The sequence below is a fragment of the Gilvibacter sediminis genome, from assembly GCF_028561565.1.
GTDB lineage: Bacteria > Bacteroidota > Bacteroidia > Flavobacteriales > Flavobacteriaceae > Gilvibacter > Gilvibacter sediminis.
Window position 1 is genome coordinate 153,042 of the sequence record NZ_JAQQTE010000023.1, and the last position, 21,053, is coordinate 174,094.

At 43.1% G+C, this 21,053-nt stretch carries 19 protein-coding genes; 13 read left to right on the forward strand and 6 right to left on the reverse strand.

Annotated features, from left to right (window positions below; genetic code table 11):
* Positions 1–4 precede the first annotated feature (4 nt).
* From POW22_RS14970 to POW22_RS15000, 7 genes are all read left to right on the forward strand, one after another.
* On the forward strand, positions 5–1,138 hold the full coding sequence (locus POW22_RS14970; RefSeq protein ID WP_272833575.1) for a trypsin-like peptidase domain-containing protein: 1,134 nt from the start codon (positions 5–7) through the stop codon (positions 1,136–1,138).
* 10 nt (positions 1,139–1,148) lie between these two features.
* On the forward strand, positions 1,149–1,589 hold the full coding sequence (locus POW22_RS14975) for a hypothetical protein (protein WP_272833576.1): 441 nt from the start codon (positions 1,149–1,151) through the stop codon (positions 1,587–1,589).
* Positions 1,590–1,594: 5 nt separating this feature from the next.
* Positions 1,595–3,361 (forward strand): tetratricopeptide repeat-containing sensor histidine kinase, encoded by a 1,767-nt coding sequence (locus POW22_RS14980; protein ID WP_272833577.1) that lies wholly within the window; start codon positions 1,595–1,597, stop codon positions 3,359–3,361.
* Entirely contained in the window at positions 3,361–4,731 is a 1,371-nt protein-coding gene (locus POW22_RS14985) for a sensor histidine kinase (RefSeq protein WP_272833578.1), read from the forward strand. Before POW22_RS14980 ends, POW22_RS14985 begins: the two co-directional genes overlap by 1 nt.
* A complete protein-coding gene (locus POW22_RS14990) occupies positions 4,728–5,360 on the forward strand; it encodes a response regulator transcription factor (protein WP_272833579.1) in 633 nt (210 codons plus the stop codon). The genes POW22_RS14985 and POW22_RS14990 overlap by 4 nt, the downstream gene beginning before the upstream one ends.
* A 92-nt stretch (positions 5,361–5,452) precedes the next feature.
* Positions 5,453–5,875 carry a hypothetical protein gene (locus POW22_RS14995; protein ID WP_272833580.1) on the forward strand — a complete coding sequence of 141 codons (423 nt, stop codon included), beginning with the start codon at positions 5,453–5,455 and terminating at the stop codon, positions 5,873–5,875.
* Between the two features lie 92 nt (positions 5,876–5,967).
* Positions 5,968–7,050 (forward strand): vWA domain-containing protein, encoded by a 1,083-nt coding sequence (locus tag POW22_RS15000; RefSeq protein ID WP_272833581.1) that lies wholly within the window; start codon positions 5,968–5,970, stop codon positions 7,048–7,050.
* Between the two features lie 61 nt (positions 7,051–7,111).
* Here POW22_RS15000 and POW22_RS15005 read toward each other — a convergent pair whose 3' ends face one another.
* Positions 7,112–9,139 (reverse strand): dipeptidyl-peptidase 3 family protein, encoded by a 2,028-nt coding sequence (locus tag POW22_RS15005; RefSeq protein ID WP_272833582.1) that lies wholly within the window; start codon positions 9,137–9,139, stop codon positions 7,112–7,114.
* Positions 9,140–9,225: 86 nt separating this feature from the next.
* Here POW22_RS15005 and POW22_RS15010 point away from each other — a divergent pair, with 86 nt between their 5' ends.
* The 4 genes from POW22_RS15010 (at position 9,226) to POW22_RS15025 (ending at position 12,837) form a co-directional block, all read left to right on the forward strand.
* The gene (locus POW22_RS15010) at positions 9,226–10,287 is read left to right on the forward strand and encodes an SRPBCC family protein (RefSeq protein ID WP_272833583.1); all 1,062 of its coding nucleotides are present in this window, start codon (positions 9,226–9,228) and stop codon (positions 10,285–10,287) included.
* Positions 10,287–10,667, forward strand: a complete 381-nt coding sequence (gene crcB / locus POW22_RS15015) for a fluoride efflux transporter CrcB (protein WP_272833584.1) — start codon at positions 10,287–10,289, stop codon at positions 10,665–10,667. The genes POW22_RS15010 and crcB overlap by 1 nt, the downstream gene beginning before the upstream one ends.
* Before the next feature lie 191 nt (positions 10,668–10,858).
* Complete coding sequence (locus POW22_RS15020) at positions 10,859–12,094, forward strand: MDR family MFS transporter (protein ID WP_272833585.1); 1,236 nt, start codon at positions 10,859–10,861, stop codon at positions 12,092–12,094.
* Positions 12,091–12,837: a DJ-1/PfpI family protein gene (locus POW22_RS15025; protein WP_272833586.1), complete on the forward strand. Its 747-nt coding sequence runs from the start codon at positions 12,091–12,093 to the stop codon at positions 12,835–12,837. The genes POW22_RS15020 and POW22_RS15025 overlap by 4 nt, the downstream gene beginning before the upstream one ends.
* On the opposite strand, the gene POW22_RS15030 is transcribed toward POW22_RS15025, so the two are convergent.
* A complete protein-coding gene (locus POW22_RS15030; RefSeq protein WP_272833587.1) occupies positions 12,834–13,277 on the reverse strand; it encodes an Lrp/AsnC family transcriptional regulator in 444 nt (147 codons plus the stop codon). The two genes, POW22_RS15025 and POW22_RS15030, sit on opposite strands and share 4 nt — an antisense overlap.
* 130 nt (positions 13,278–13,407) lie before the next feature.
* Between POW22_RS15030 and POW22_RS15035 the strand changes: the two genes are divergently transcribed.
* Positions 13,408–13,791, forward strand: a complete 384-nt coding sequence (locus tag POW22_RS15035) for a hypothetical protein (protein ID WP_272833588.1) — start codon at positions 13,408–13,410, stop codon at positions 13,789–13,791.
* A gap of 7 nt (positions 13,792–13,798) precedes the next feature.
* On the opposite strand, the gene POW22_RS15040 is transcribed toward POW22_RS15035, so the two are convergent.
* Positions 13,799–17,248 carry a methylmalonyl-CoA mutase family protein gene (locus tag POW22_RS15040; RefSeq protein WP_272833589.1) on the reverse strand — a complete coding sequence of 1,150 codons (3,450 nt, stop codon included), beginning with the start codon at positions 17,246–17,248 and terminating at the stop codon, positions 13,799–13,801.
* A gap of 127 nt (positions 17,249–17,375) precedes the next feature.
* Between POW22_RS15040 and POW22_RS15045 the strand changes: the two genes are divergently transcribed.
* Positions 17,376–18,080, forward strand: coding sequence for a DUF4197 domain-containing protein (locus tag POW22_RS15045; RefSeq protein WP_272833590.1), 705 nt, complete (start codon positions 17,376–17,378; stop codon positions 18,078–18,080).
* Between the two features lie 299 nt (positions 18,081–18,379).
* Here the strand turns inward: POW22_RS15045 and POW22_RS15050 are convergent, their stop codons facing one another.
* Genes POW22_RS15050 through prfA form a run of 3 tightly spaced genes read right to left on the reverse strand, consistent with a single transcriptional unit; the run spans position 18,380 to position 21,038 of the window.
* Entirely contained in the window at positions 18,380–19,153 is a 774-nt protein-coding gene (locus tag POW22_RS15050; RefSeq protein ID WP_272833591.1) for an ABC transporter substrate-binding protein, read from the reverse strand.
* Positions 19,143–19,961: an orotidine-5'-phosphate decarboxylase gene (gene pyrF, locus POW22_RS15055; RefSeq protein WP_272833592.1), complete on the reverse strand. Its 819-nt coding sequence runs from the start codon at positions 19,959–19,961 to the stop codon at positions 19,143–19,145. The genes POW22_RS15050 and pyrF overlap by 11 nt, the downstream gene beginning before the upstream one ends.
* Positions 19,962–21,038, reverse strand: a complete 1,077-nt coding sequence (prfA, locus tag POW22_RS15060) for a peptide chain release factor 1 (RefSeq protein WP_272833593.1) — start codon at positions 21,036–21,038, stop codon at positions 19,962–19,964.
* Positions 21,039–21,053 lie beyond the last annotated feature (15 nt).

Consider the following 21,053-nt stretch of genomic DNA (forward strand, 5'->3'; position numbering starts at 1 on the left):
AGCAATGACAGAAGAAAAAGCAAATAATCTGCTTCGCGAAAAGGAGGAGCAAATATTCACTTCAGAACGAGGTAGAGTAATTTATGCAGCAGTAGTTCCTAAAAAAGGTAGTGAAATAGCCTACCAAATTGAAATTGGAATCAAGACTCCGGATGAAACATTTCTATTCGACACACTATCCGAAGAGTTTCCAGATGAACTCTTACGCGTTGGAATTCCTGAGCAAATCATAGCTAACTATAAAAATATTAAAAGAAGAAAAGGAACTGATGTAAACTTAATAGCGGACTTTGGAAGAGCAGAAAGGAATTTCATTAAACTTGGAAGCCCATTTGTTGACAGAGTAAATCAGGACATTTTTGACATGCTAGGATTTCCAAGTGTAAAAGATGATAATGATGAGAAGGCTAGTAAAATTACATTTAGCGGGGGATTTGAGTTTCTTGGACAGTGCTCTGAATATCCTAATGAAAGGCACAACGTTTACAATAAGATTTGCGGAGGGATAAGTATTTCTGATATAGAACGAAGGCACACTGCTGGAACTTTGGGGTGTTTATTCTCTTTGCAAAACTCTAATGAAGTTTATGGCATAACGAATTCCCACGTTCTACCCTATGCTGATTTTGAAGCTAACAAGGGTATTGCTCACCCAGCTTTAATGGATTCAAGAACTTCGAAGCCGAAACGTGTAATTGGCGAACTAATGGCAAAATGGGATAAAAATATTTTTGATGTTGCCATTTTTAAACTTACAAAACCAGAAACGCCCATGGGTATTTTTGCTATTGGTGTTGGCCAAGAAGGTTTTGAAATAGGAGCGGCCGAAATAGGTCAAGTATCGGGTAAAAGTGGAAGAACGACAAGCGTCACTTGGGGAAATGTACTTTCAAAAAACGCAGTTGTTAATTTACGCAATGGACGATTTATGCGTGACTTAATATTAACCGACACTTACTCTGACTGCGGAGACTCTGGCTCTGTGCTCTACACCGACGAACAGGAAGTAATCGGCTTAATTTTTGGCAGGAGCATGAAAAGTAAACGGGTTTTCGCAATTAAAATGGAGAACATATTCAATTGTGGACATAAACTCATTGATGGCACTGAAATCATAATTGATAAATTTTTAACCTAAATACTATAATATGGATGTTTATTATAATGACACCACAGGTCATTACAAAGTGTTTGACGAGAATGGAGAACACCTCACAGTAAGATTTACAAGTTGGCAAAACAACAAAGCCATGGCCTTAGAAATAATTAGTAATGGAGTCCCAGGTATGGAAATTCTACGTGTAGACGGTGTTATCGATGACTCTTGTATCAATATTGGAAAAAAGTGTAACGATCTACAATTCAAATGGAAAAACAGTTTATCCAGTACACCAAACGGAGCAACCTTTAACATTAATAATGCTTGCGATTTCAAAGACACTCAAACTCAACTAATTCAGTATTCTGGTGCAGAAGTTTCCGATGGAACGCATAATAACCTGAATTGTGGCGATTGCTATAATCAAGCAGCCGACATACCAATTCCAGACACCGTAAACGGCAACATACTTGTCGGTAAAAAACAGTAAGTAGATTGAACAAACTGTTATCATACATCTTTTTCTTGATGAGTTTTGTTGGACTTGGCCAACAACTCGATATCAATACAGGACTTGAATATATGCGTGATGGCCTTTTTGAAAAGGCTATCGCGCATTATCAATCCTTGGACACTGTGGGCTCGACCATAGAGCAAAAGGCGCTATGGTCCTTTTATTTAGCCGATGCCTTCAACTCTGACGACAAGCAAGATCGAGCCTATGAGCTCATGTTGCACGCTAAGGAGTTGTTCAAAAAGCTGAATGCACCCAAAGATGTCAATGATTGCAATCTGATGCTGCTCTCAATCAGAAGTCATCAAAACGATATTGTTATTGATAACTCGCCCATTCTGGAAGAAATTCAGGAGTATGTAGACACCTATAAAGATGCGGATCCTGAGATCCAGTTCAGTGTATTTCTATCCATTGGTAGCGGATATTCGGATGCCAAACTTTACGATAAAGCTATCGCTGTTTTTGAACAGAGTTTAGCCCTCTCTACGCAATTGGGAGACTCTGCTCAAATGTCTTATGACAATATGAACATTGGTGCGATGTATCAATCCAAAGGAGAAAATGTGAAAGCGTTGGCAAAAGCAAATGTGGCCCTTCCCTATTTACTCAAAACCAATGACATCTCTAGTATTGCAGCCAATTACAACAATCAAGCGCGCGCCTATGACAGTCTAGGGCGGTTCCCTGAAGCCATAAAGCTCTATTTAAAAGCAGACAGTTTGGACATCAGAGAGAATCGGCGTAAAACCAAAGCGATCTTTTATGAAAACATCGGGAAGCTTTATCAAAAGATCAACGATTATGAAAAGGCGCTAGAGTATTTAAACAAGTCGTACGAGCTCACTGAAGAAACTGATGACAGACTCCAAAGTTTAAAGATCAGTGTGGCAGACACCCGTTCCTTATTGGCGGAAGAAAAAGCAGAACGGATTATCAAGGAACAAGAATCCACCCGCAACCAAAATATTGCTTATGGCCTTGGAGGTCTATTGTTTCTGGGCACTATTATCGGCTTTCTGGTTTATCGAAACACCAAACGCAAGCAACGCATTGCAGAGCAAGAAAAGGAAATTGAGGTTCAAAAAACTGAAAAACTGCTCAAAGATCAAGAACTCAGCACCATTGATGCCATGATCGCAGGGCAGGAAAAAGAACGTCAGCGATTGGCGAGCGATCTGCACGACAGCGTGGGCGCTACCCTATCCGCAGCTAAAATGCAATTTGAGCACCTTAAAAAACATCGTGGAAAACTGGACAATGAGGAAGAGTTCTACGAGCGCACTCAAATGCTCTTGGAAGAAGCCTATACGGAAGTTCGTTCCATGGCGCATGCTAAGAACTCAGGGGTAATCGCTAAACACGGTTTGTTGCCTGCGGTAAAGAAACTAGCGCGCAACGCATCAGCAACCGGAAAATTAAGTGTAGAAGTTCAAGACTACGGCTTAGATCAACGCCTGGAAGGCTCCTTAGAGATCGCGGTGTTTAGAATAATCCAAGAGTTGGTTACCAACATCATCAAACACGCAGAAGCTTCTGAAGCCAACATTTCACTCACCCAACATGAAGACGCTCTCAACTTAGTGGTGGAAGACAACGGAAAAGGCTTTAAAGTGGGCAAATTCACTGATAAGGACGGCATGGGTCTCGGCAGTATTGAAAAGCGTGTGGAGCATATGGAGGGCCAAATGGAAGTGGACAGCACACCGGGCAAAGGCGCAAGTGTAATCATAGACATTCCGCTCTAATGTGGAACGATCTCACATCTAACGTCTATAGCTTTTTTACAGGAGGCTTACTTTTTTTGGTAGTTTACCACCTGATCATCTACGCGCAAAACAGAAAATCCTACTACCTCTATTATTCGTTCTATATGCTGTGCCTGGCCTTGTATTTATTGCAATGGAATCTGGGCATGCCCAATGATATTCCCATAGCTTCTACCCGAGCCTTACTACTGTGTTTAAGTGGTGGATTCTACTTGTGTTTTGTCAATACGCTCGTAGACTTTAAAACGCTCAATCCCAAATGGAATCGCATCTTAGACCGAGCATCTAAGATCGCTTTTGCGCTAAATGCTCCGTTAATACTGGTCTACTTTTTAGGGCCTGAGGGTTTGAATTATCAGATCATGCTGTTCAATCTATACGCCTTGGCGTACATCATCTTTGCAGCGCGGATCTTTTATCAGCTTTACAAAATCAATACCATCTACTCGCGCTATTTGTTATTGGGATCTACATTCTACTTTATAGGAGCCGTACTAACCTTCTTTACGAGCTTCTTCATATCTATTGCTGATTTTAGCGAGCGCTTTGGATTTCAACTGCTGAGTTTTACGGTGATAGGCATTACCCTTGAGGCCATTGTTTTTGCTGTGATCATCGGGTATAGAAATAAGGAAACCGAACGGCTCAAATTACTCTCCGAAGAAAACGAAAAGTTAGAAGCTCAGAAGGTCATTACCCTAATGAAAGATCAAGAACTGCGAGCCATTGACGCCATGCTTACCGGGCAAGAAAAAGAGCGTCAACGCTTGGCCAGTGACCTTCACGACAGCGTGGGTGCTACCCTATCCGCAGCTAAAATGCAGTTTGAATATTTAAACAAGCATCAAGATCAATTAGAAAACAAAGAGCAGTTCTTCACCAAAACACGAGAGCTTTTGGACAAGGCCTATCGAGACGTTCGTAGTTTTTCGCACGCCAAGAACAGTGGAGTGATGGCACAAGACGGTTTATTACCCGCCATTCATCAGCTCATAAAAACGAACTCCATTGCAGGAGCTCTTGAAATTGAATTGCAGCAGTTTGGACTCAATGACCGCTTGGACGCCACTGTGGAGATCTCCATTTTTAGGATCATCCAAGAACTCATCACCAACGTGATCAAGCACGCCAAGGCGAGCTTTGTAAGCATCTCATTGACCAAACACGAGAACTTTTTAAGCATAGTGGTTGAAGATGATGGCCAGGGCTTTAAAGGCGATCAAAAAACATTAAAACAAGGCATGGGACTCTCCAGCATTGAGACCCGTGTGGAACATTGGGAAGGCACTATGGAAATAGACAGTCGGCCCGGAAAAGGAAGTAGCATTTTAATAGACATACCCTTATGATACGCGTAGCTATAGCAGAGGACCATCAGTCCTTAATTGACGGAATCAATCTCTTACTCAAATACGAGGAAGACATCAGTGTAGTTGGCATGGTCAACGACGGAGAAGCCTTGGTAAACTTGGTTAACCTCAAGCAACCACATGTAGTACTCACAGATATAAAAATGCCGAAAATGGACGGTATAACAGCCTGTAAATACATTTTGAAAGAGCGTCCACACACCAAGGTCATTGCCTTTACTATGTTTGAGGATCAAGGAGCTGTGAGTGAAATGATCGCCGCAGGTGCCAAAGGTTATTTGCTTAAAAACTCTCCTTTGGAAGATGTGCTTACCGCCATCAAAGAAGTGCATAATGGTGGGACGTTTTTTGACAAGACCATAGATGTAGCAGCGGGGAGCAATCCTGGCGGACAAGGATCTAAAAAGAGTTTATTGTCTAAAAGCGAGCGAGAGATCCTTAGATTGATCGGTGAAGGGAAGTCTTCTAGTGAGATTGCGGAGATCAGATTCAACTCCGTTTCTACCATAGAAAAGCACCGTAAAAATATGATTCGTAAATTAGGCCTTTCAGGTAAGGGAGAATTACTCCGTTACGCCTTAGAAACCAAATACAATTTTGAATCCTAAATGAACCTCGGCAAGATCCCCAATCTACCCATCATTGGGTATTTTTCTACCGCAACCTACTCATTAATATTGTAGAAATTAATTCAATTATCATGTATAAATTAGCACTCCTCACAATTCTTAGTTTATTTCTAAGCACAGCAAACGCAACAGCGCAAAGTCGTGATTTTGACGGAATCTGGTCAGGCTCACTAATCACCTCCAATGGAGATGAAAATGAAATCACTCTCTACATTGAAGACAACAACGTCTACTCTGTGTATATTGATGAAGATGGTGATAGAGCGAAGTACAAAATGAACGAAGTGATCTGGTCCAAAGGTTACGGAGAACAGATCAGTTTTGTTTGGATGAACAAAGGCGGTGTTTGGACTGAAACCCAAATGTATTCCCTTGTTTGGCTAGACAGCAATCGAATCTCTGTGCATCACCTGCGCCACGTAAGTAATGAAGATGGTGAAAGCGGAAACACCGATTGGGGTTACAGTTCTGAAGGTATTCTGCGAAAGGAATAATCACCTTTAAACCAATAACTTAAAGATACCCCCTAAGGGGTATTTTTTTGTGCCCTAAGTGAAGATAGATTTGAATATCAAAATTTATCATCATGAAAAGACTAAAATTTATTCCAATTCTCCTGCTCAGTTTAATGGCAACCTCTTGTTGCGAGTTGTTTGACGATTGTCCCGATACTGAAGAGGTCACAGGAGAAAATGCCGAAGAGTTTAACGTACTCATTCAAGACGTAAAGACCTTTGCAAACTCACCTGCAATACCTGCAAATTCCAATACGATTGACGTTTACTTCAAACTAAACGACATCAATGGTAATCCGGTCCCGAATAGAAGCGAGACCTTTTTTGAGATTTTTGAGAAAAGTAGCTCACAATCGGAGTTCAACATCATTTCTGTTAACGAAGCGGATCGTAGAATCGATCCAAACCGTGCAGATTTCAGATACTTCAACACTATAGTATTAGATCTTAGTGGGAGTGTGATTGCCTCTGCAGATGGTTTGAATATTCTTAAAGATGCTACCACTAATTTTGTGAATAGTACTTATGGCGATATCGGCAATGAAAATCTGTTCACTTCTATCATTTGGTTTGATGGATTAGACAACATCAATATTTTGCAAGAATTTACCAATGAACAAGGACTGCTGTTGGACCAGATTGAAAGCATAAATGCTGACCTTCCTCAAGACAGTTCAACCAATTTGAACGGTGCTGTTGTTCAAAGTGTGAACTATTTGACCTCAACTTTGAACTCACAACCATCGAGCTTTATTTTGGGAGGATCTATTCTATTTTTTACAGACGGAAGGGATCAAGCGAACCGCGTTAGTGCGTCTTTAGCACAAAGCGCAGCGAGCAATGTTGCCAATGGATCGAGACCTGTCAATGTATATACTATTGGACTTGGATCTGAAATTGACGAAACCTTCTTGACCACTATCGGATCAAGCGGAGCTTTCTTTGCTGATAACATCTCAGACCTTCAAGCCGAATTTCAGCGCGTAGCACAACGTATAGAGGATGAAGCCAATTCTTACTATCTGATGCGCTACTGCTCACCGAAGAGGGATGGAGTCAATGAAGTCAAGATCGGCGTGAAAGGCAAGGCCAGTATTGGTGGAATAGCTGGCTTTAACGCCTCAAGCTTTGTAGACAATTGCCTTATAGAATAGCACAAAAAAACCTCCCGGCACCAACAAGGTCGGGAGGTTTTTTATTATTCTAAATCCCTGTTTACTTCAGGAAATTGTATCGCTTGGCGTAGTCGAGCATCTGCGACTCAAAAGTAGCCGGTTGCTTAATTTCAAAACCAGTGATCTCTCCCGCATCGTTCATAATAGGAACGATCTCTGGATTCACAAATCCACCATAAGGAGCGGCTGTGAACTTACTGTTTCTATCCAACACCTCTTTGTGTAGGTTCTGATCCACTTTCACTCCGTAGTCCTCTACCAAAGCCTTAGCAGCCTCGTAATCTCCTTCTGAGGTGATACGCTGAGTCTCACGCAAAAGACGTCCAAAGATCTCGCGAAGTTTCTGATAATCGTTGATGTTGTAATAGGTCTTTCCGTCTTGAACTATCTTCTCGATCACATTGTCTTCTAATCCTTGCTCATAAGCCCAAGCACTCACCCATTGGCGGTTACGCATATGCGCTTCTTCTACATCAGCACCCAATTCCAAACGCACTAACTGACTTACCAAACCATTACGGATATAACCGTCATAAGCAGCCATTCCTGTTTTCTCCCAGTCTTCAACCAAACCGAGCTCTTGCAGTTTTGGATCCATTAAATAATACAATCCGAATAGATCCGCTCGACCTTCTTCAATGGTTGATTTATAACTCTTCAAGGTCTCTTTTGGAGTTCCAACCCCTGGATTGATCTGTCCAGAAGCGTGTCCAACCACCTCGTGAAGCGCCGTGTGCAGCTTATCGGCCAATTGCCCGTATTTAGTTTCTAATTCGATCTCTAAAGAATCATAAGCAAACTCCTTCAAACGTCCCGTGCTGCCAGCATTGGCGTAAGAGTTAATGATGTTTCCTAACGATACTGACTTACTGCCGTGCTTTTGACGGATCCAGTTGTTGTTTGGTAGATTCACTCCAATCGGCGTAGAAGGCGATGCGTCTCCAGCCTCACCAGCCACGTTGACAGTTTTGTAAGAAACTCCCGTTACGCTGTCTTTTTTGTGTTCTTCCATCAAGGGAGAATTGTCTTCAAACCACTGCGCTTCTTTAGAAAGCACGGCCATCTTTTTAGACATATCAAAATCCTTGATCTCTACAATGGTCTCATAAGACCCCTTGTATCCTTTAGGATCGTTATACACTTCAATGAAGCCGTTGATCCAATCAATATTTCCTTCGGTGGAATTTACCCAAGCAACGGCGTAGTCGTCCCAAGTGTCTAAGCTTCCGGTTTGGTAGTATTCGATCAACAAGCCAAGGGCCTTAGCTTGATTTGGATTCTCAGCTACACCTTGGGCCAATTCCAACCACTTGATGATCTCATCAATAGCGGCTCCGTACATGCCTCCACTTTTGTATACTTGTTCTACCAATTGTCCATTCTCTTTGACCAATCGTGTATTCAATCCTACTTCAATAGGCTCATCAGCATCTACTTCAATTCCGCTGTAGAAAGCTTCTACATCAGCCTCCGTAACATCGGGTCCATAGAAGTTGATCGCACTCTCCAAAACAATATCAGCATCCTTACTCAAGTTTACCTTTTTAGAATCTGCATCGTTAAAGATCACGTCAAAGGCCTCTCCAGTCAATTCAGTGTTAGTGGCTGCTAGCAATTCTTTCAAATAACCCGCATCGAATCCTGGCTTCAATTTATCATTGGAATAGTGATGGTGGATTCCGTTGGAGAACCAAACGCGCTTGAGATACACCTCAAAGGCTTCCCAGTTAGCACTAGACTTATCACCTTGGTAGTTGGTGTATACATTCTCTAAGGCTGCACGTATAGCCAAATTATGTCGGTAATTTTGAGCCCACATAATGTCACGACCCGCTAATCCAGCTTGGGTTAAATAATAAACCAGCTTTTGTTCTTTAAGGGTCAAATCGTCCCAGCCATCAATTTTATAGCGCAAGATCTTTAGATCTGCAAATTGATCAATCTGGTACTGAAATTCCTGCTCGGCCTGGGTATCGGAAGAATCGGCTGCAGAATCATTTGCAGTTTCCTGACAGGAAATAAGGCCCAGCGCAAGAAAGCATCCTGCTAAAAGGTATTTGATATTCATAATATAGTTAGTTTAGATATGCGCAAATGTAGCAAAATATTCCCGTTGAATTTGATATCTTAGAGCCTCATCAACAGCTATAAAACATGAAGTTTTTAAAGTATTTGTTTTTGCTGATCCTCGTGATCCTCGTGGCTGGAGCCGTATACTTTGGAGCCCAAGACGGCAGTTTTGACGTCACGGCGACCAAAGATCTCAAAGTACCGCAATCCTTGGCCTTTAAGACGGCAGATAATTATCAGACTTGGAGTCAATGGGGTCCTTGGATGCAAACCGATCCTAATGTGCAAATTACCTACAGCGATACCCTTCAAGGGGTTGGCGCCGGCTATTCTTGGGTCAGTGACCACCCAGAAGTAGGACAAGGCAGTATGAAGACCGTCGCGGTCACAGAGAATGAATCCATAGAACAAAAGATCACCTTCAATACGCCTTTGGGGGACAGCTCTTCTGATGTGTATTGGAGTTTTGAACCGGGACCAGACAACACTACGCGTGTGAGCTGGGGAATGAAAGGAGAGCTCAGTCTTTTGGAAAAGGTCTTTATGTCGTTTCAGTCCGGGTCCTTTGAAGATGCTACCAAAGAGATGTATGAAACAGGCTTGGAAAATATGGAAAATCACATCTTGCAGCAGATGGCCAAGTTCTCTGTGAATTTTGACGGTATTGTAGAATACGGTGGCGGCTATTATATGTACGTGACCGAATCTGCCACCACAGCGGGCAGAGCGGCAAAAATGGGCCCCATGTTGGGTGAGGTCATGACCTATATGCAATCCAACAACATTCAACAAAGCGGTGCGCCCTTTACGATCTTCCATCAGGTAGATGCGGCCGCAGGGACCGTAATCTTTTCTGCAGCCATTCCTGTAAAAGAACGCATCAATACCGCCGCTGACAGCAGTGTGTTGTGTGGATATATAGAACCCTTAACAGCGATCAAAACTACGCTAAAAGGAAACTACGATCACTTGGATGAAGCCTATAAAGCGGCCTACACCTATATTGAGCAAAAGGCCTTAATAATAGATCCCGAAAAACCTCAATTTGAGGTTTACGCTTCAGACCCAGGGTTAGAACCTAACCCAGCCAATTGGTTGACAGAGGTCTATGTTCCCATTATTCCACCCACAGAAACAATCAATTAATGAAAGCTGTATTACTGGTCTTTTTAGGAGGCGGATTGGGCAGTGTTTTGCGCTATGGCGTTAATACTTGGACAGCACATCTCAATTATTCTCCTTTCTGGGGAACCTTTATGGTGAATATGATTGGTTGTTTGCTGATTGGGCTTCTCTTTGGATGGAGTATGCGTTTTTCTTGGATGGATCAAACCCTGCTTTGGCTATTGTCCGTGGGGTTCTGTGGCGGATTCACCACTTTTTCCACCTATGCCTTAGAAGGACAACAGTTCTTAAAAGATGGTCAGTTGGCCAATTTTGTAGGCTATATGGCCGGAAGTGTTTTGGTTGGAATTGCAGCAGTTGGACTGGGCATATGGCTCAGCCGCATCGGAATAAATTCCTGAGAAACCTTGCCATTGAATTAAAAATTGTAGTTTTACTCCACAATTGAATCAAAATGATTTGTACCACAGTCCAATACAAGAATCAAAACTGGTCTTATGACCTTATGGAGGCTGTGCATTAATGAGCGAAAATTAAACCAATTATAACAAGCGTCCAGTTTTAAACCCTGGACGCTTTTTTTTTACCCAAAGTGAAAACACTATACAGAAACTACATTGAAAACTTTAAGGGACTCTCCAGAGAGATCTGGATGCTGTCCTTGGTGACCCTGATCAACAGAACAGGTGCCATGGTGATTCCGTTTCTTTCTCTCTACTTGATGAAAGAACTGAATTTCACCTTTGCACAAGTGGGCTGGATCATGTCTTGCTACGGGTTGGGCTCTGTATTAGGAACCTACGTAGGCGGACGCATTACAGACATTATTGGGTATTACAATGTGATAGTTCTGAGTTTGTTCTTAGGCGGATTGGGCTTTATTAGCTTGCAATGGGCCTCAGGATTCTATGGGGTTTGTGCGGCTATATTTGGGGTGATGTTTTTGGTGGATGGATACCGGCCTGCAGTATTTGTTGCTGCTGAAGCCTACAGTACTCCACAGTCCGTGACGCGCGCCATTGCCTTGATACGACTGGCTATAAACTTAGGCTTTTCCATAGGGCCGCTTATTGGCGGAATCATCATTGCAACTGCCGGATATAATGCTATTTTCTGGATAGATGGGATAAGTTGTATGCTAGCTGCTGGGGTGATGATCATTGGCTTAAAAGCAGTTAAGGCACCGACCAAAGCAGAGCGAAAGGCTATGGTGAAGCATGGAGCACCTCCGCTTAAAAACCGCCCCTTTTTGATCTTCTTTTTGCTGATGATGCTTATCGCCGTGGTATTTGTACAGTACTTTTCTCTGGTACCGATCTATTACGAGCAGATCTACAACCTCAGTGAAGACATCATTGGATGGATCTTGTTCCTCAACGGAGCCATGATCGTACTGACAGAAATGCCGCTGGTGGGTTGGCTGGAAAGAAGCAAACTCTCTAAGACTAGATTGGTAGCTATTGGCACGCTCTTTTTAGCAGCGAGTTTCTTGGTCCTAAATCTGGGGCATCACTTTGGCTTACTAATTATAGGAATGATCTTAATGACCATAGGAGAAATGATAGAGTCACCCTTCTCTAATGCCTTGGCATTGGAACTCTCGCCAGAAGGACGAAAGGGTAGCTATATGGGTATGTATTCCATGAGCTGGAGTTTTTCTCACGTTTTTGGACACAATACGGGAATGAATATGGCCGACCGACTGGGCTTTGGAATGACCTTCAATATCTTCGGAATTGGACTGTTAGTGATCGCCTTGATTTGCGACCGAATGCATAAGATTTGGAAGCAATCCGTTACCTTTATTCAATTAAAAAAAGATGTATGAAGATTTGGGCAATCATAATTGTAGCGCTGTTGAGTTTAAGCAGTTGCAAACAAGGACAAGAAGGAAGTTTGGGCACGGTTGAATTGGAGACCACCAAAACCTTTCCTCCCATCAATCCTTTTAGGTATAACGTAGGATTCTTGATCATGGATGGCACCTACAATACAGAGTTTACCGCGCCATTTGATATTTTTCAACACACCATTTACCGGGACAGCATCAAAGCCATGAACGTATTTACTGTGGCCAACACTGACGATCCAATAACCACCTTTGAAGGCGTGCGCATCATTCCGGATTACAACTATTTGAATGATGAGATCCCCAAGATCGATATTTTGGTGATCCCTAGTGCAGAACATCATTTAGATACAGACTTAGAAGACACCGCCATGCTGGAATGGGTTAAGCAGGTTGCAGACAAAGCCATGTTTGTGACCTCGCATTGTGATGGCGCCTTCGTTTTGGCCAAAGCCGGCTTGCTAGACGGTTTGGCTTCTACGACCTTCCCTTCTGATGTTGACAAATACAAGGAAATGTTCCCTGAGCTGGATGTTCGTGAAGATGTGCTTTTTGTGCGTCATAACCGCTTTATAACTTCTGCAGGGGGTGCAAAGAGTTTTGAAGCGGCCTTATTTACTGCAGAATTACTCTATGGTAAAGAAGTGGCTAAACGCCTGGCACAAGGATTGGTGATAGACTGGGATCTGGACGAAGTGCCTCACGTGAATATTGTGGATTAATCTAAGGGCTGAATGGGCGCGTTCTTGATCACATCAGACAGGACGATCTGAGTTTTGGTCTCTCCGTAGATGATCAGCTGATCGATAAAACTCTCCAAATGCAACTGGTTTTTGAGCACCACCTCCATTACAATATTCTCGTTCCCAGTGATGCGGTAACAGTTGACAACTTCATTGAAGGTTTTTACCTTTTCTAAGAAAGGCTTGAGTTTCCCCATAAAAGCTCTCAAGGTGATAATTGCCTTGAGTTGATAGCCCATTTCTAAGGAGGAAAGATTGGCGTGATAGCCGTTGATCACTCCGGCATCTTCCATCTTTCTAATACGCTCTGCAACAGCAGGAGAAGTGATGCCAACTTGCCGCCCGATCTCCGCATTTGACTGTCGCGCGTTAGCCTGCAAGCACTTGAGTATCTTCCAATTAAGGGTATCCATCTTCATTTTGTCAGTATTTACGCCTATAAAATTACGATTATAAAGTAAATATATCTAAAATCTTTAATTTCGATAGAATACTCCCTTATTATCTAAGTAACTTTGAGTGTTTTGATGAACTATCATTACAATTGCTATGTATTCAAAGGTTCCCTCATCGCCTATTTATCAAAAGGCACTAGAGATTTTTACCTTATCGAGAAGGATATCTGACTACCTCATTGAAGATTTGTCAGAACTCAATCCTCACGGTAAGGAGAATCCGCACATCTATTTCACAGGAGATATTATTCAGCAATCTGTGTGTTTAGCGCCGGAGATCTTAAAGGCTGAACAACAGCTAGAGCGCGACAAGAAGCACAAGCACGCCGATTACCTAAACCGATTGACCAATCGTCTTTACAGAAATTGTGAACGATTAGAAGGCAGCAATAGCAACGGTGCAGAATTTGTAGGAGTTCTTAGAAAAGAATTGCGCAAATTCAAGAAGTTGCAACGCAACTGGATGCTTACTTTATAAACTGACCTTACATATTTCTGCGGTACTGTCCGCCTACTTCAAACAAAGCTTGGGTGATCTGCCCTAAAGAACAACGTTTACATACCTCCATCAGATGCTGGAAAATATTGTCGTTTTGTACGGCGGCTTGTTGCAAATCTGCAATGAGATCGGCAGCAATATCTTGGTGACGCTCATGCAGGGACTCCAAAGTCTGGATCTGTTGTTGCTTCTCCTCTTCTGTTGCTCGTATCACCTCCGCAGGCAATACCGTTGGAGATCCTTTTTTGCTCAAGAAGGTATTCACACCAATGATGGGGAATTCTCCGTTGTGCTTAAGGGTTTCATAGTACAGACTCTCTTCTTGAATCTTGGAGCGCTGATACATGGTCTCCATTGCGCCAAGAACCCCACCGCGTTCGGTGATACGGTCAAACTCTGCTAAAACAGCCTCCTCAACCAAGGAGGTCAATTCTTGAATGATATAAGCCCCTTGGATTGGATTTTCATTTTTTGCCAATCCCAATTCCTTATTGATGATAAGTTGGATCGCCATTGCTCGGCGCACACTTTCTTCCGTAGGCGTTGTAATGGCCTCATCATAAGCGTTGGTATGCAATGAATTACAGTTATCGTAGATCGCATACAAGGCCTGTAGGGTGGTTCTAATGTCGTTAAAATCGATCTCTTGCGCGTGTAAGCTTCTTCCAGAGGTTTGAATGTGATACTTCAGCATCTGTGCTCTTGGGTTGGCACCGTACTTGTGTTTGAGCGCCTTGGACCAAATTCTGCGTGCGACCCGCCCAATCACCGCATATTCGGGATCAATTCCATTACTAAAGAAGAACGACAGGTTGGGACCAAATTTATTGATGTCCATCCCACGGCTCAAATAGTACTCCACATAGGTAAAGCCATTGGCTAAAGTCAAGGCCAACTGCGTAATTGGATTGGCACCTGCCTCTGCAATATGATAACCAGAAATAGATACCGAATAGAAGTTACGCACCTTCTGATCAATGAAGTACTCTTGCACATCACCCATCAAACGCAGGGCAAATTCTGTAGAGAAAATACAGGTGTTCTGTGCTTGGTCTTCTTTTAAGATATCGGCTTGAACCGTTCCACGCACTTGCGTTAAGGTCTCCGCTTTGATACGCTCGTATACTTCCTTAGGCAGTACTTCATCTCCAGTAACTCCTAAAAGCATCAATCCCAAACCGTCATTACCTTCAGGCAAATCGCCACGATACACGGGACGCTCCTGTCCTTTGGCCTTATAAATGGCATTGATCTTTTTGTCGATCTCGGCCTCCAGGCCTTCTGCCTTGATGTATTTTTCACAGTTTTGATCAATAGCGGCGTTCATAAAGAAGCCCAAAAGCATTGGGGCTGGACCATTGATAGTCATACTCACCGAGGTCATTGGATCACTGAGATCAAAGCCGCTATAGAGCTTTTTAGCATCGTCCAAACAGCAGATGGAAACTCCAGAGTTCCCAATCTTTCCGTAGATATCGGGTCTATGCCCTGGATCATTTCCGTACAAGGTCACCGAATCAAAGGCCGTAGACAAACGCTTGGCTGGCATGCCTTGAGAAACGTAGTGAAAACGTCTGTTGGTACGTTCTGGCCCACCTTCTCCGGCAAACATACGCGTAGGATCCTCTCCGGTTCGCTTAAACGGATAAAGACCTGCTGTATAAGGGAATTCTCCCGGAACGTTCTCTTGCAAGGCGTATTCAAGGATCTCACCCCAAGCGGTGTATTTAGGTAAAGAAACCTTTGGAATGTCTGAATGTGAAAGCGACTTGGTATGGGTTTCAATTTTGATCTCCTTGTCTCTAACCTTAAAGCTGTAGATCGGTGCTTTGTATCGCGCCACCTTATCCGGCCACTGTAAAAGCAGTTCCCAATTGTAAGGATCCAAGTTCATTTTTACCCGATCAAACTCCTTTTGGAGTAAGTCCATAAAGACTTTGTTGTCTTCTGAGACATTTTCTGCCAAGTACTCTTCATTCAATCCGCCTTTGGTCAATACGTCTCTAAAACGCACATCAGAATCCACATTCAAAACAGAACAAATGGTCTTGTAGATACCAAAAAGCTGTTGAGCTGTGGCGATCTGAGCCTTGGCACGATCATCATAGGCGCGGTTGTTCTCTGCAATTTCTGAAAGGTAACGTGTTCGCGCAGGAGGAATCACATAGATCTTCTCACTCATGGCGTCTGTCACCTCATAGCTGCTCTTAAGCTCGGCACCGGTACGGTCCACCAAAGTGTCCATTACTTTGCGATACAGGGTATTCATTCCTGGATCATTAAATTGAGAAGCGATAGTTCCGTAAACGGGCAACTGTTCCTGAGGCGTATCCCACAGATTGTGGTTACGCATATACTGTTTTTTCACATCGCGCAGTGCATCCAAAGCACCGCGTTTGTCGAATTTATTGATCGCTACTAAATCAGCAAAATCAAGCATATCGATCTTCTCTAATTGTGTAGCAGCCCCAAATTCAGGAGTCATCACATAAAGCGAAATATCGGAATGCTCTAGGATCTCGGTATCACTTTGCCCAATTCCGGAAGTCTCCAAAATGATCAGATCAAACTCCGCAGCTTTTAAAACCTCAACAGCCTCATTGACATACTTAGAAAGAGCCAAATTGCTTTGACGCGTAGCTAAAGAGCGCATATAAACACGTGGCGAATTGATGGCGTTCATGCGGATGCGGTCTCCCAAAAGGGCACCACCGGTCTTTCTTTTAGACGGATCCACAGAAACTAAACCTACGGTCTTTTCCGGGAAGTCAATTAGGAATCTGCGCACCAACTCATCAACCAAACTCGATTTACCAGCGCCTCCGGTTCCTGTGATTCCCAAGACGGGTGTTGTTGTCTTTTCATTTTTTTTGTGGATGGTATCCAGAGTTTCTTTGGCGACCTCTGGATAGTTTTCAGCTGCCGAGATGATCCTAGCTATTGCTCCAGTTTCTTTAGTGGCCAATCTATTGATCTCTCCATTTAAGGAATCTCCAATCGGGAAATCAGCCTTTTGAACCAAATCATTGATCATGCCTTGCAAGCCCATTTCACGTCCGTCATCAGGAGAATAGATTCTGGTGATCCCATAATCCATAAGTTCTTTGATCTCCTCCGGAAGAATTACTCCTCCTCCACCGCCAAAGATCTTGATATGACTCGCTCCGCGTTCCTTGAGCAGATCAAACATATACTTGAAGTATTCGTTATGCCCACCTTGATAGGAAGTCATGGCAATGGCATTGGCATCCTCTTGAATGGCGGTATTGACCACTTCTTCTACAGAGCGGTCATGTCCGAGATGAATCACCTCAACCCCAGTGGATTGGATGATTCTACGCATGATGTTTATAGCTGCATCGTGGCCGTCAAAAAGTGAGGCGGCAGTTACGATTCGTACTTTGTTTTTGGGTTTATATGGAGCGGCTTGCTGCATGGTATTTTGTCCTAATTTTGGGGTAAAGTTAACTATTTTGAGGGTGATTTTTGTACTTTCACCCACAGAACGAAATCGTTTTAGGATAGCCTTAAGAAAAACACCCCTTAAAACAGAAATAAAACTCATGAAACGCCTATCACTACTCCTATTGACCATGATCACCTTTAGCTGCGGAGAACTGCAACAAGTTGTGAATTCGCTGCCCAATGGTTTGCCTCAATTGTCCGAACAAGAAATTGGCAACGGTTTGAGAGAAGCCTTGGATCAGGGTATTGAAAAGCAAGTGAGTAAGCTTACCGCCAAGGATGGCTTCTATAAAAATGAACTCGTTAAGATCCTATTGCCAGAAGAACTTCGTAAAGTTGATCAAACTTTGCGTGATATTGGTTTGAGTAGTTTAGCCGATGAAGGCCTTAAAGCCCTTAACAGGGCAGCGGAAGATGCCGTGAAGCAAGCTACGCCAATCTTTGTCGCAGCGGTGAAAGACATTAGTTTTGCTGATGCCAAGAATATACTGCTAGGTGCAGACAATGCAGCGACCACTTATTTGGAGAACAGAACCCGTACGGCCTTGTACGATAAGTTCAATCCGGTGATCAATGATTCCTTCAGTCGTGTGGGTGCCGATGCCATTTGGGAGCAACTCATCAACAAGTACAACAGCATTCCCTTAGTCAATGATGTAAATCCGGATCTAACGGATTATGTTACTACTGAAGCACTTAAAGGTGTTTACACCATGATCGCTGTTGAGGAACAGGAGATCAGAAATAAAATTGGCGCAAGAACCACAGATTTACTACGCCGTGTTTTTGCTCTTCAGGACTAAAGGTTAAATTTTACGGATAAAACCACAACTCAGCGAGGGTTTTCTTACAGTTTTAAGAATAAGGTTTAAGTTAAAATTAAGCCTGATTTAAACTTTTGTAACTAACTTTAAGGAAACTCACTCCCCTATGATTTTATCCTTTAAAAAAAGTAAGCTGCGTCGTTTAGAGATTTCTTATCAGCGATGGATGCGATATGCTTACACAACCGCCGTTTTTGACAAAGAAGAAAGTAAGAGAGCGCTGCAAATTGCGGACCGCAAATTGCAAGCGATTCAGGGCTTGCTAAACTCAGAATATACTAGCGCATCTGCTTAAAATAAGCATAGGCATCTTTTAATCGGCTTCCGTACCAACTGAAATATTCACCGTCAACTAGTTTTACCGGTTTATGGAGTTGTGCACTTAATTGTGCCGCATCTTCTTGTTTAAAAGGATAAGGCTCTGAACTCAACAGGACCAGATCGGCCTGGGTCAATAATTCATGACTTACCTCGGGATAACGCCCCTCTGGATCTTCAATCATGTTTTCAAAGCCATTCTCACGCATCAAATCCCCAATGAAGGTAGCTTGTCCAGCTGCCATAAAAGGATTCTTCCAGATCAAATAAGCAACTTTTAATCGTTTTTGATCTTTAATGTGAGCTCTAAACTGCTCACGTTCTCCATTAATGGACGCAATGAGCTGATCAGCAATACTGTTCTTATTAAATAACGCACCCATTGCCGCGATAAACTCCAAGCTGTCTTCTACTGTATAAATATCACTAACCCATACCGGAGCAAGTTCCCCAAGCGATTCCACGATCTCTTGCGTATTCTCTTCCTTATTGGCAATGATAATGTCTGGCGCAAGCGCCTCAATCTTTTCCTTATTAACTTTCTTAGTGCCCCCAATAACTGTTTTGGACTTTCTGAGATGCTCCGGATGAACACAAAACTTGGTGAGCCCAACAATATTATCGGTTAAGCCCAGATCTACCAAGAGTTCGGTTTGTGAAGGCACTAGTGAAACGATCCGTTGTGGAACAGATTTAAAATGATGCGTATTCCCTAATTGATCTTTAGATTGCATCTAGGATGACGGCCATTTGCTGTTGCAGCTCAGAAGCTTTTGCGGCAGCGGCTTCTGCGAAGTCATCACCTTTTGAGGCGTAAATAATACCGCGTGAAGAATTCACCAAAAGCCCTACGTTAGGAGCCATCCCGTATTTACATACCTCTTGTAAGCTTCCTCCTTGAGCACCCACACCAGGAATTAACAAAAATTGCTCCGGCAACTTTTTACGGATTACCGCCAAATGTTCTGCCTTGGTAGCTCCAACAACATACATCAATCGGTCTGCGTGTTCCCAACTTAAGGAAGTCTCAATCACGCGTTCGTATAGGTTTTGATCGTCAACTTGAAGTGTTTGGAACTCAAAGGCTCCCGCATTTGAAGTTAGCGCTAATAAAATCACAAACTTCCCGGGGAACTGTAAAAAAGGTTCCACCGAATCGCGCCCCATATAGGGAGCAACAGTGACAGAATCAAAATTCATAGCTTCAAAGAAAGCCTTAGCATAGCGTGTAGAGGTATTTCCAATATCTCCGCGTTTGGCATCGGCTATGGTGAAATGATTCGGGTACTCTTTATTTAGATAATCAATCGTCTTTTGTAGTGCTTTCCAGCCGTTCAGGCCGTAAGCCTCGTAAAAGGCCGTATTGGGCTTGTAGCCTACACACAAATCAGCAGTAGCATCTATAATGGCCTTGTTGAAGGCAAATATCGGATCTTCCTCCTTCAAAAGATGCGGAGGGATCTTTTCCAGATCAACATCAAGCCCTACACATAAAAAGGACTTTTTAAGGCGGATTTGCTCGGTAAGTTGTTCGCTGGTCATTTAAAAGAGTTCGCTGTTTTCTTTAAGCTTTTCAGTGTTTTCGGCCAACATCAATTCATCAATAAGCTTTTGGATATCTCCATCGATGATATTGCCCAGATCGTATAATGTGAGTCCGATACGGTGATCGGTCACACGACCTTGTGGATAATTGTAGGTTCGGATCTTTGCTGAGCGGTCTCCAGATGAAACCATGCTCTTGCGCTTTTCCGAGTCGGCAGCTTGCTTCTTAGCCAGTTCGGCTTCATAAAGACGTGAACGAAGCACCTTGAGCGCCTTTTCTAGATTCTTATGTTGTGACTTCTGATCCTGACAGCTCACAATGATCCCTGTGGGTTCGTGGTGAAGTTTGATCGCTGAATAGGTCGTATTCACCGATTGACCTCCTGGCCCGGTAGACGTGGTTCGCTCAATGCGGACATCTTGCATATCGAGTTCTACGTCAAATTCTTCTGCCTCTGGCAAAACCATTACCGTTGCAGCACTGGTGTGCACGCGACCTTGAGTTTCTGTTTGAGGAACGCGTTGTACGCGGTGAACACCCGCTTCAAACTTCATGGTTCCGTAAACGTCTTCTCCTGCTACCTCAAAAATGATCTCTTTAAAACCTCCAGAAGTACCTTCATTGTAATCTACCGTAGAAACACTCCAGCCTTTACCTTCGCAGTATTTGGTGTACATGCGGTACAGATCTCCAGCAAAGATACTGGCTTCATCACCACCCGTTCCTGCACGGATCTCAACCACGACGTTCTTAGCATCTTCTGGATCTTTTGGGATCAACATATAACGGATCTCCTCTTCCAACTCCGGAAGACGCTGCTTGGCTTCCTCCAGCTCCATTTTGGCCATTTCAACCATCTCGTCGTCAGAGCCATCAGCAATGATCTCTTCTGCTTCAGAAATGTTACCAGAAAGGGTGATGTATTCCTTGCGTTTTTTCATGAGCTCATTGAGCTCTTTGTACTCCTTATTGATTTGCACATACCGTTTCTGATCAGAAATGATATCTGGCTGAATAATAAGGTCACTTACCTCGTCAAAACGCTGTTTAACTATATTGAGTTTATCAAGCATAATTGCAAAACTTGG

What these genes read in the sequence shown, in the direction of transcription:
- POW22_RS14970 (WP_272833575.1), top strand. Translation starts at nt 5, where the DNA reads ATGACAGAAGAAAAAGCAAATAATCTGCTTCGCGAAAAGGAGGAGCAA.
- POW22_RS14975 (WP_272833576.1), top strand. Translation starts at nt 1,149, where the DNA reads ATGGATGTTTATTATAATGACACCACAGGTCATTACAAAGTGTTTGAC.
- POW22_RS14985 (WP_272833578.1), top strand. Translation starts at nt 3,361, where the DNA reads ATGTGGAACGATCTCACATCTAACGTCTATAGCTTTTTTACAGGAGGC.
- POW22_RS14990 (WP_272833579.1), top strand. Translation starts at nt 4,728, where the DNA reads ATGATACGCGTAGCTATAGCAGAGGACCATCAGTCCTTAATTGACGGA.
- POW22_RS14995 (WP_272833580.1), top strand. Translation starts at nt 5,453, where the DNA reads ATGTATAAATTAGCACTCCTCACAATTCTTAGTTTATTTCTAAGCACA.
- POW22_RS15000 (WP_272833581.1), top strand. Translation starts at nt 5,968, where the DNA reads ATGAAAAGACTAAAATTTATTCCAATTCTCCTGCTCAGTTTAATGGCA.
- POW22_RS15005 (WP_272833582.1), bottom strand. Translation starts at nt 9,139, where the DNA reads ATGAATATCAAATACCTTTTAGCAGGATGCTTTCTTGCGCTGGGCCTT.
- POW22_RS15010 (WP_272833583.1), top strand. Translation starts at nt 9,226, where the DNA reads ATGAAGTTTTTAAAGTATTTGTTTTTGCTGATCCTCGTGATCCTCGTG.
- crcB (WP_272833584.1), top strand. Translation starts at nt 10,287, where the DNA reads ATGAAAGCTGTATTACTGGTCTTTTTAGGAGGCGGATTGGGCAGTGTT.
- POW22_RS15025 (WP_272833586.1), top strand. Translation starts at nt 12,091, where the DNA reads ATGAAGATTTGGGCAATCATAATTGTAGCGCTGTTGAGTTTAAGCAGT.
- POW22_RS15030 (WP_272833587.1), bottom strand. Translation starts at nt 13,277, where the DNA reads ATGAAGATGGATACCCTTAATTGGAAGATACTCAAGTGCTTGCAGGCT.
- POW22_RS15035 (WP_272833588.1), top strand. Translation starts at nt 13,408, where the DNA reads ATGTATTCAAAGGTTCCCTCATCGCCTATTTATCAAAAGGCACTAGAG.
- POW22_RS15040 (WP_272833589.1), bottom strand. Translation starts at nt 17,248, where the DNA reads ATGCAGCAAGCCGCTCCATATAAACCCAAAAACAAAGTACGAATCGTA.
- POW22_RS15045 (WP_272833590.1), top strand. Translation starts at nt 17,376, where the DNA reads ATGAAACGCCTATCACTACTCCTATTGACCATGATCACCTTTAGCTGC.
- POW22_RS15050 (WP_272833591.1), bottom strand. Translation starts at nt 19,153, where the DNA reads ATGCAATCTAAAGATCAATTAGGGAATACGCATCATTTTAAATCTGTT.
- pyrF (WP_272833592.1), bottom strand. Translation starts at nt 19,961, where the DNA reads ATGACCAGCGAACAACTTACCGAGCAAATCCGCCTTAAAAAGTCCTTT.
- prfA (WP_272833593.1), bottom strand. Translation starts at nt 21,038, where the DNA reads ATGCTTGATAAACTCAATATAGTTAAACAGCGTTTTGACGAGGTAAGT.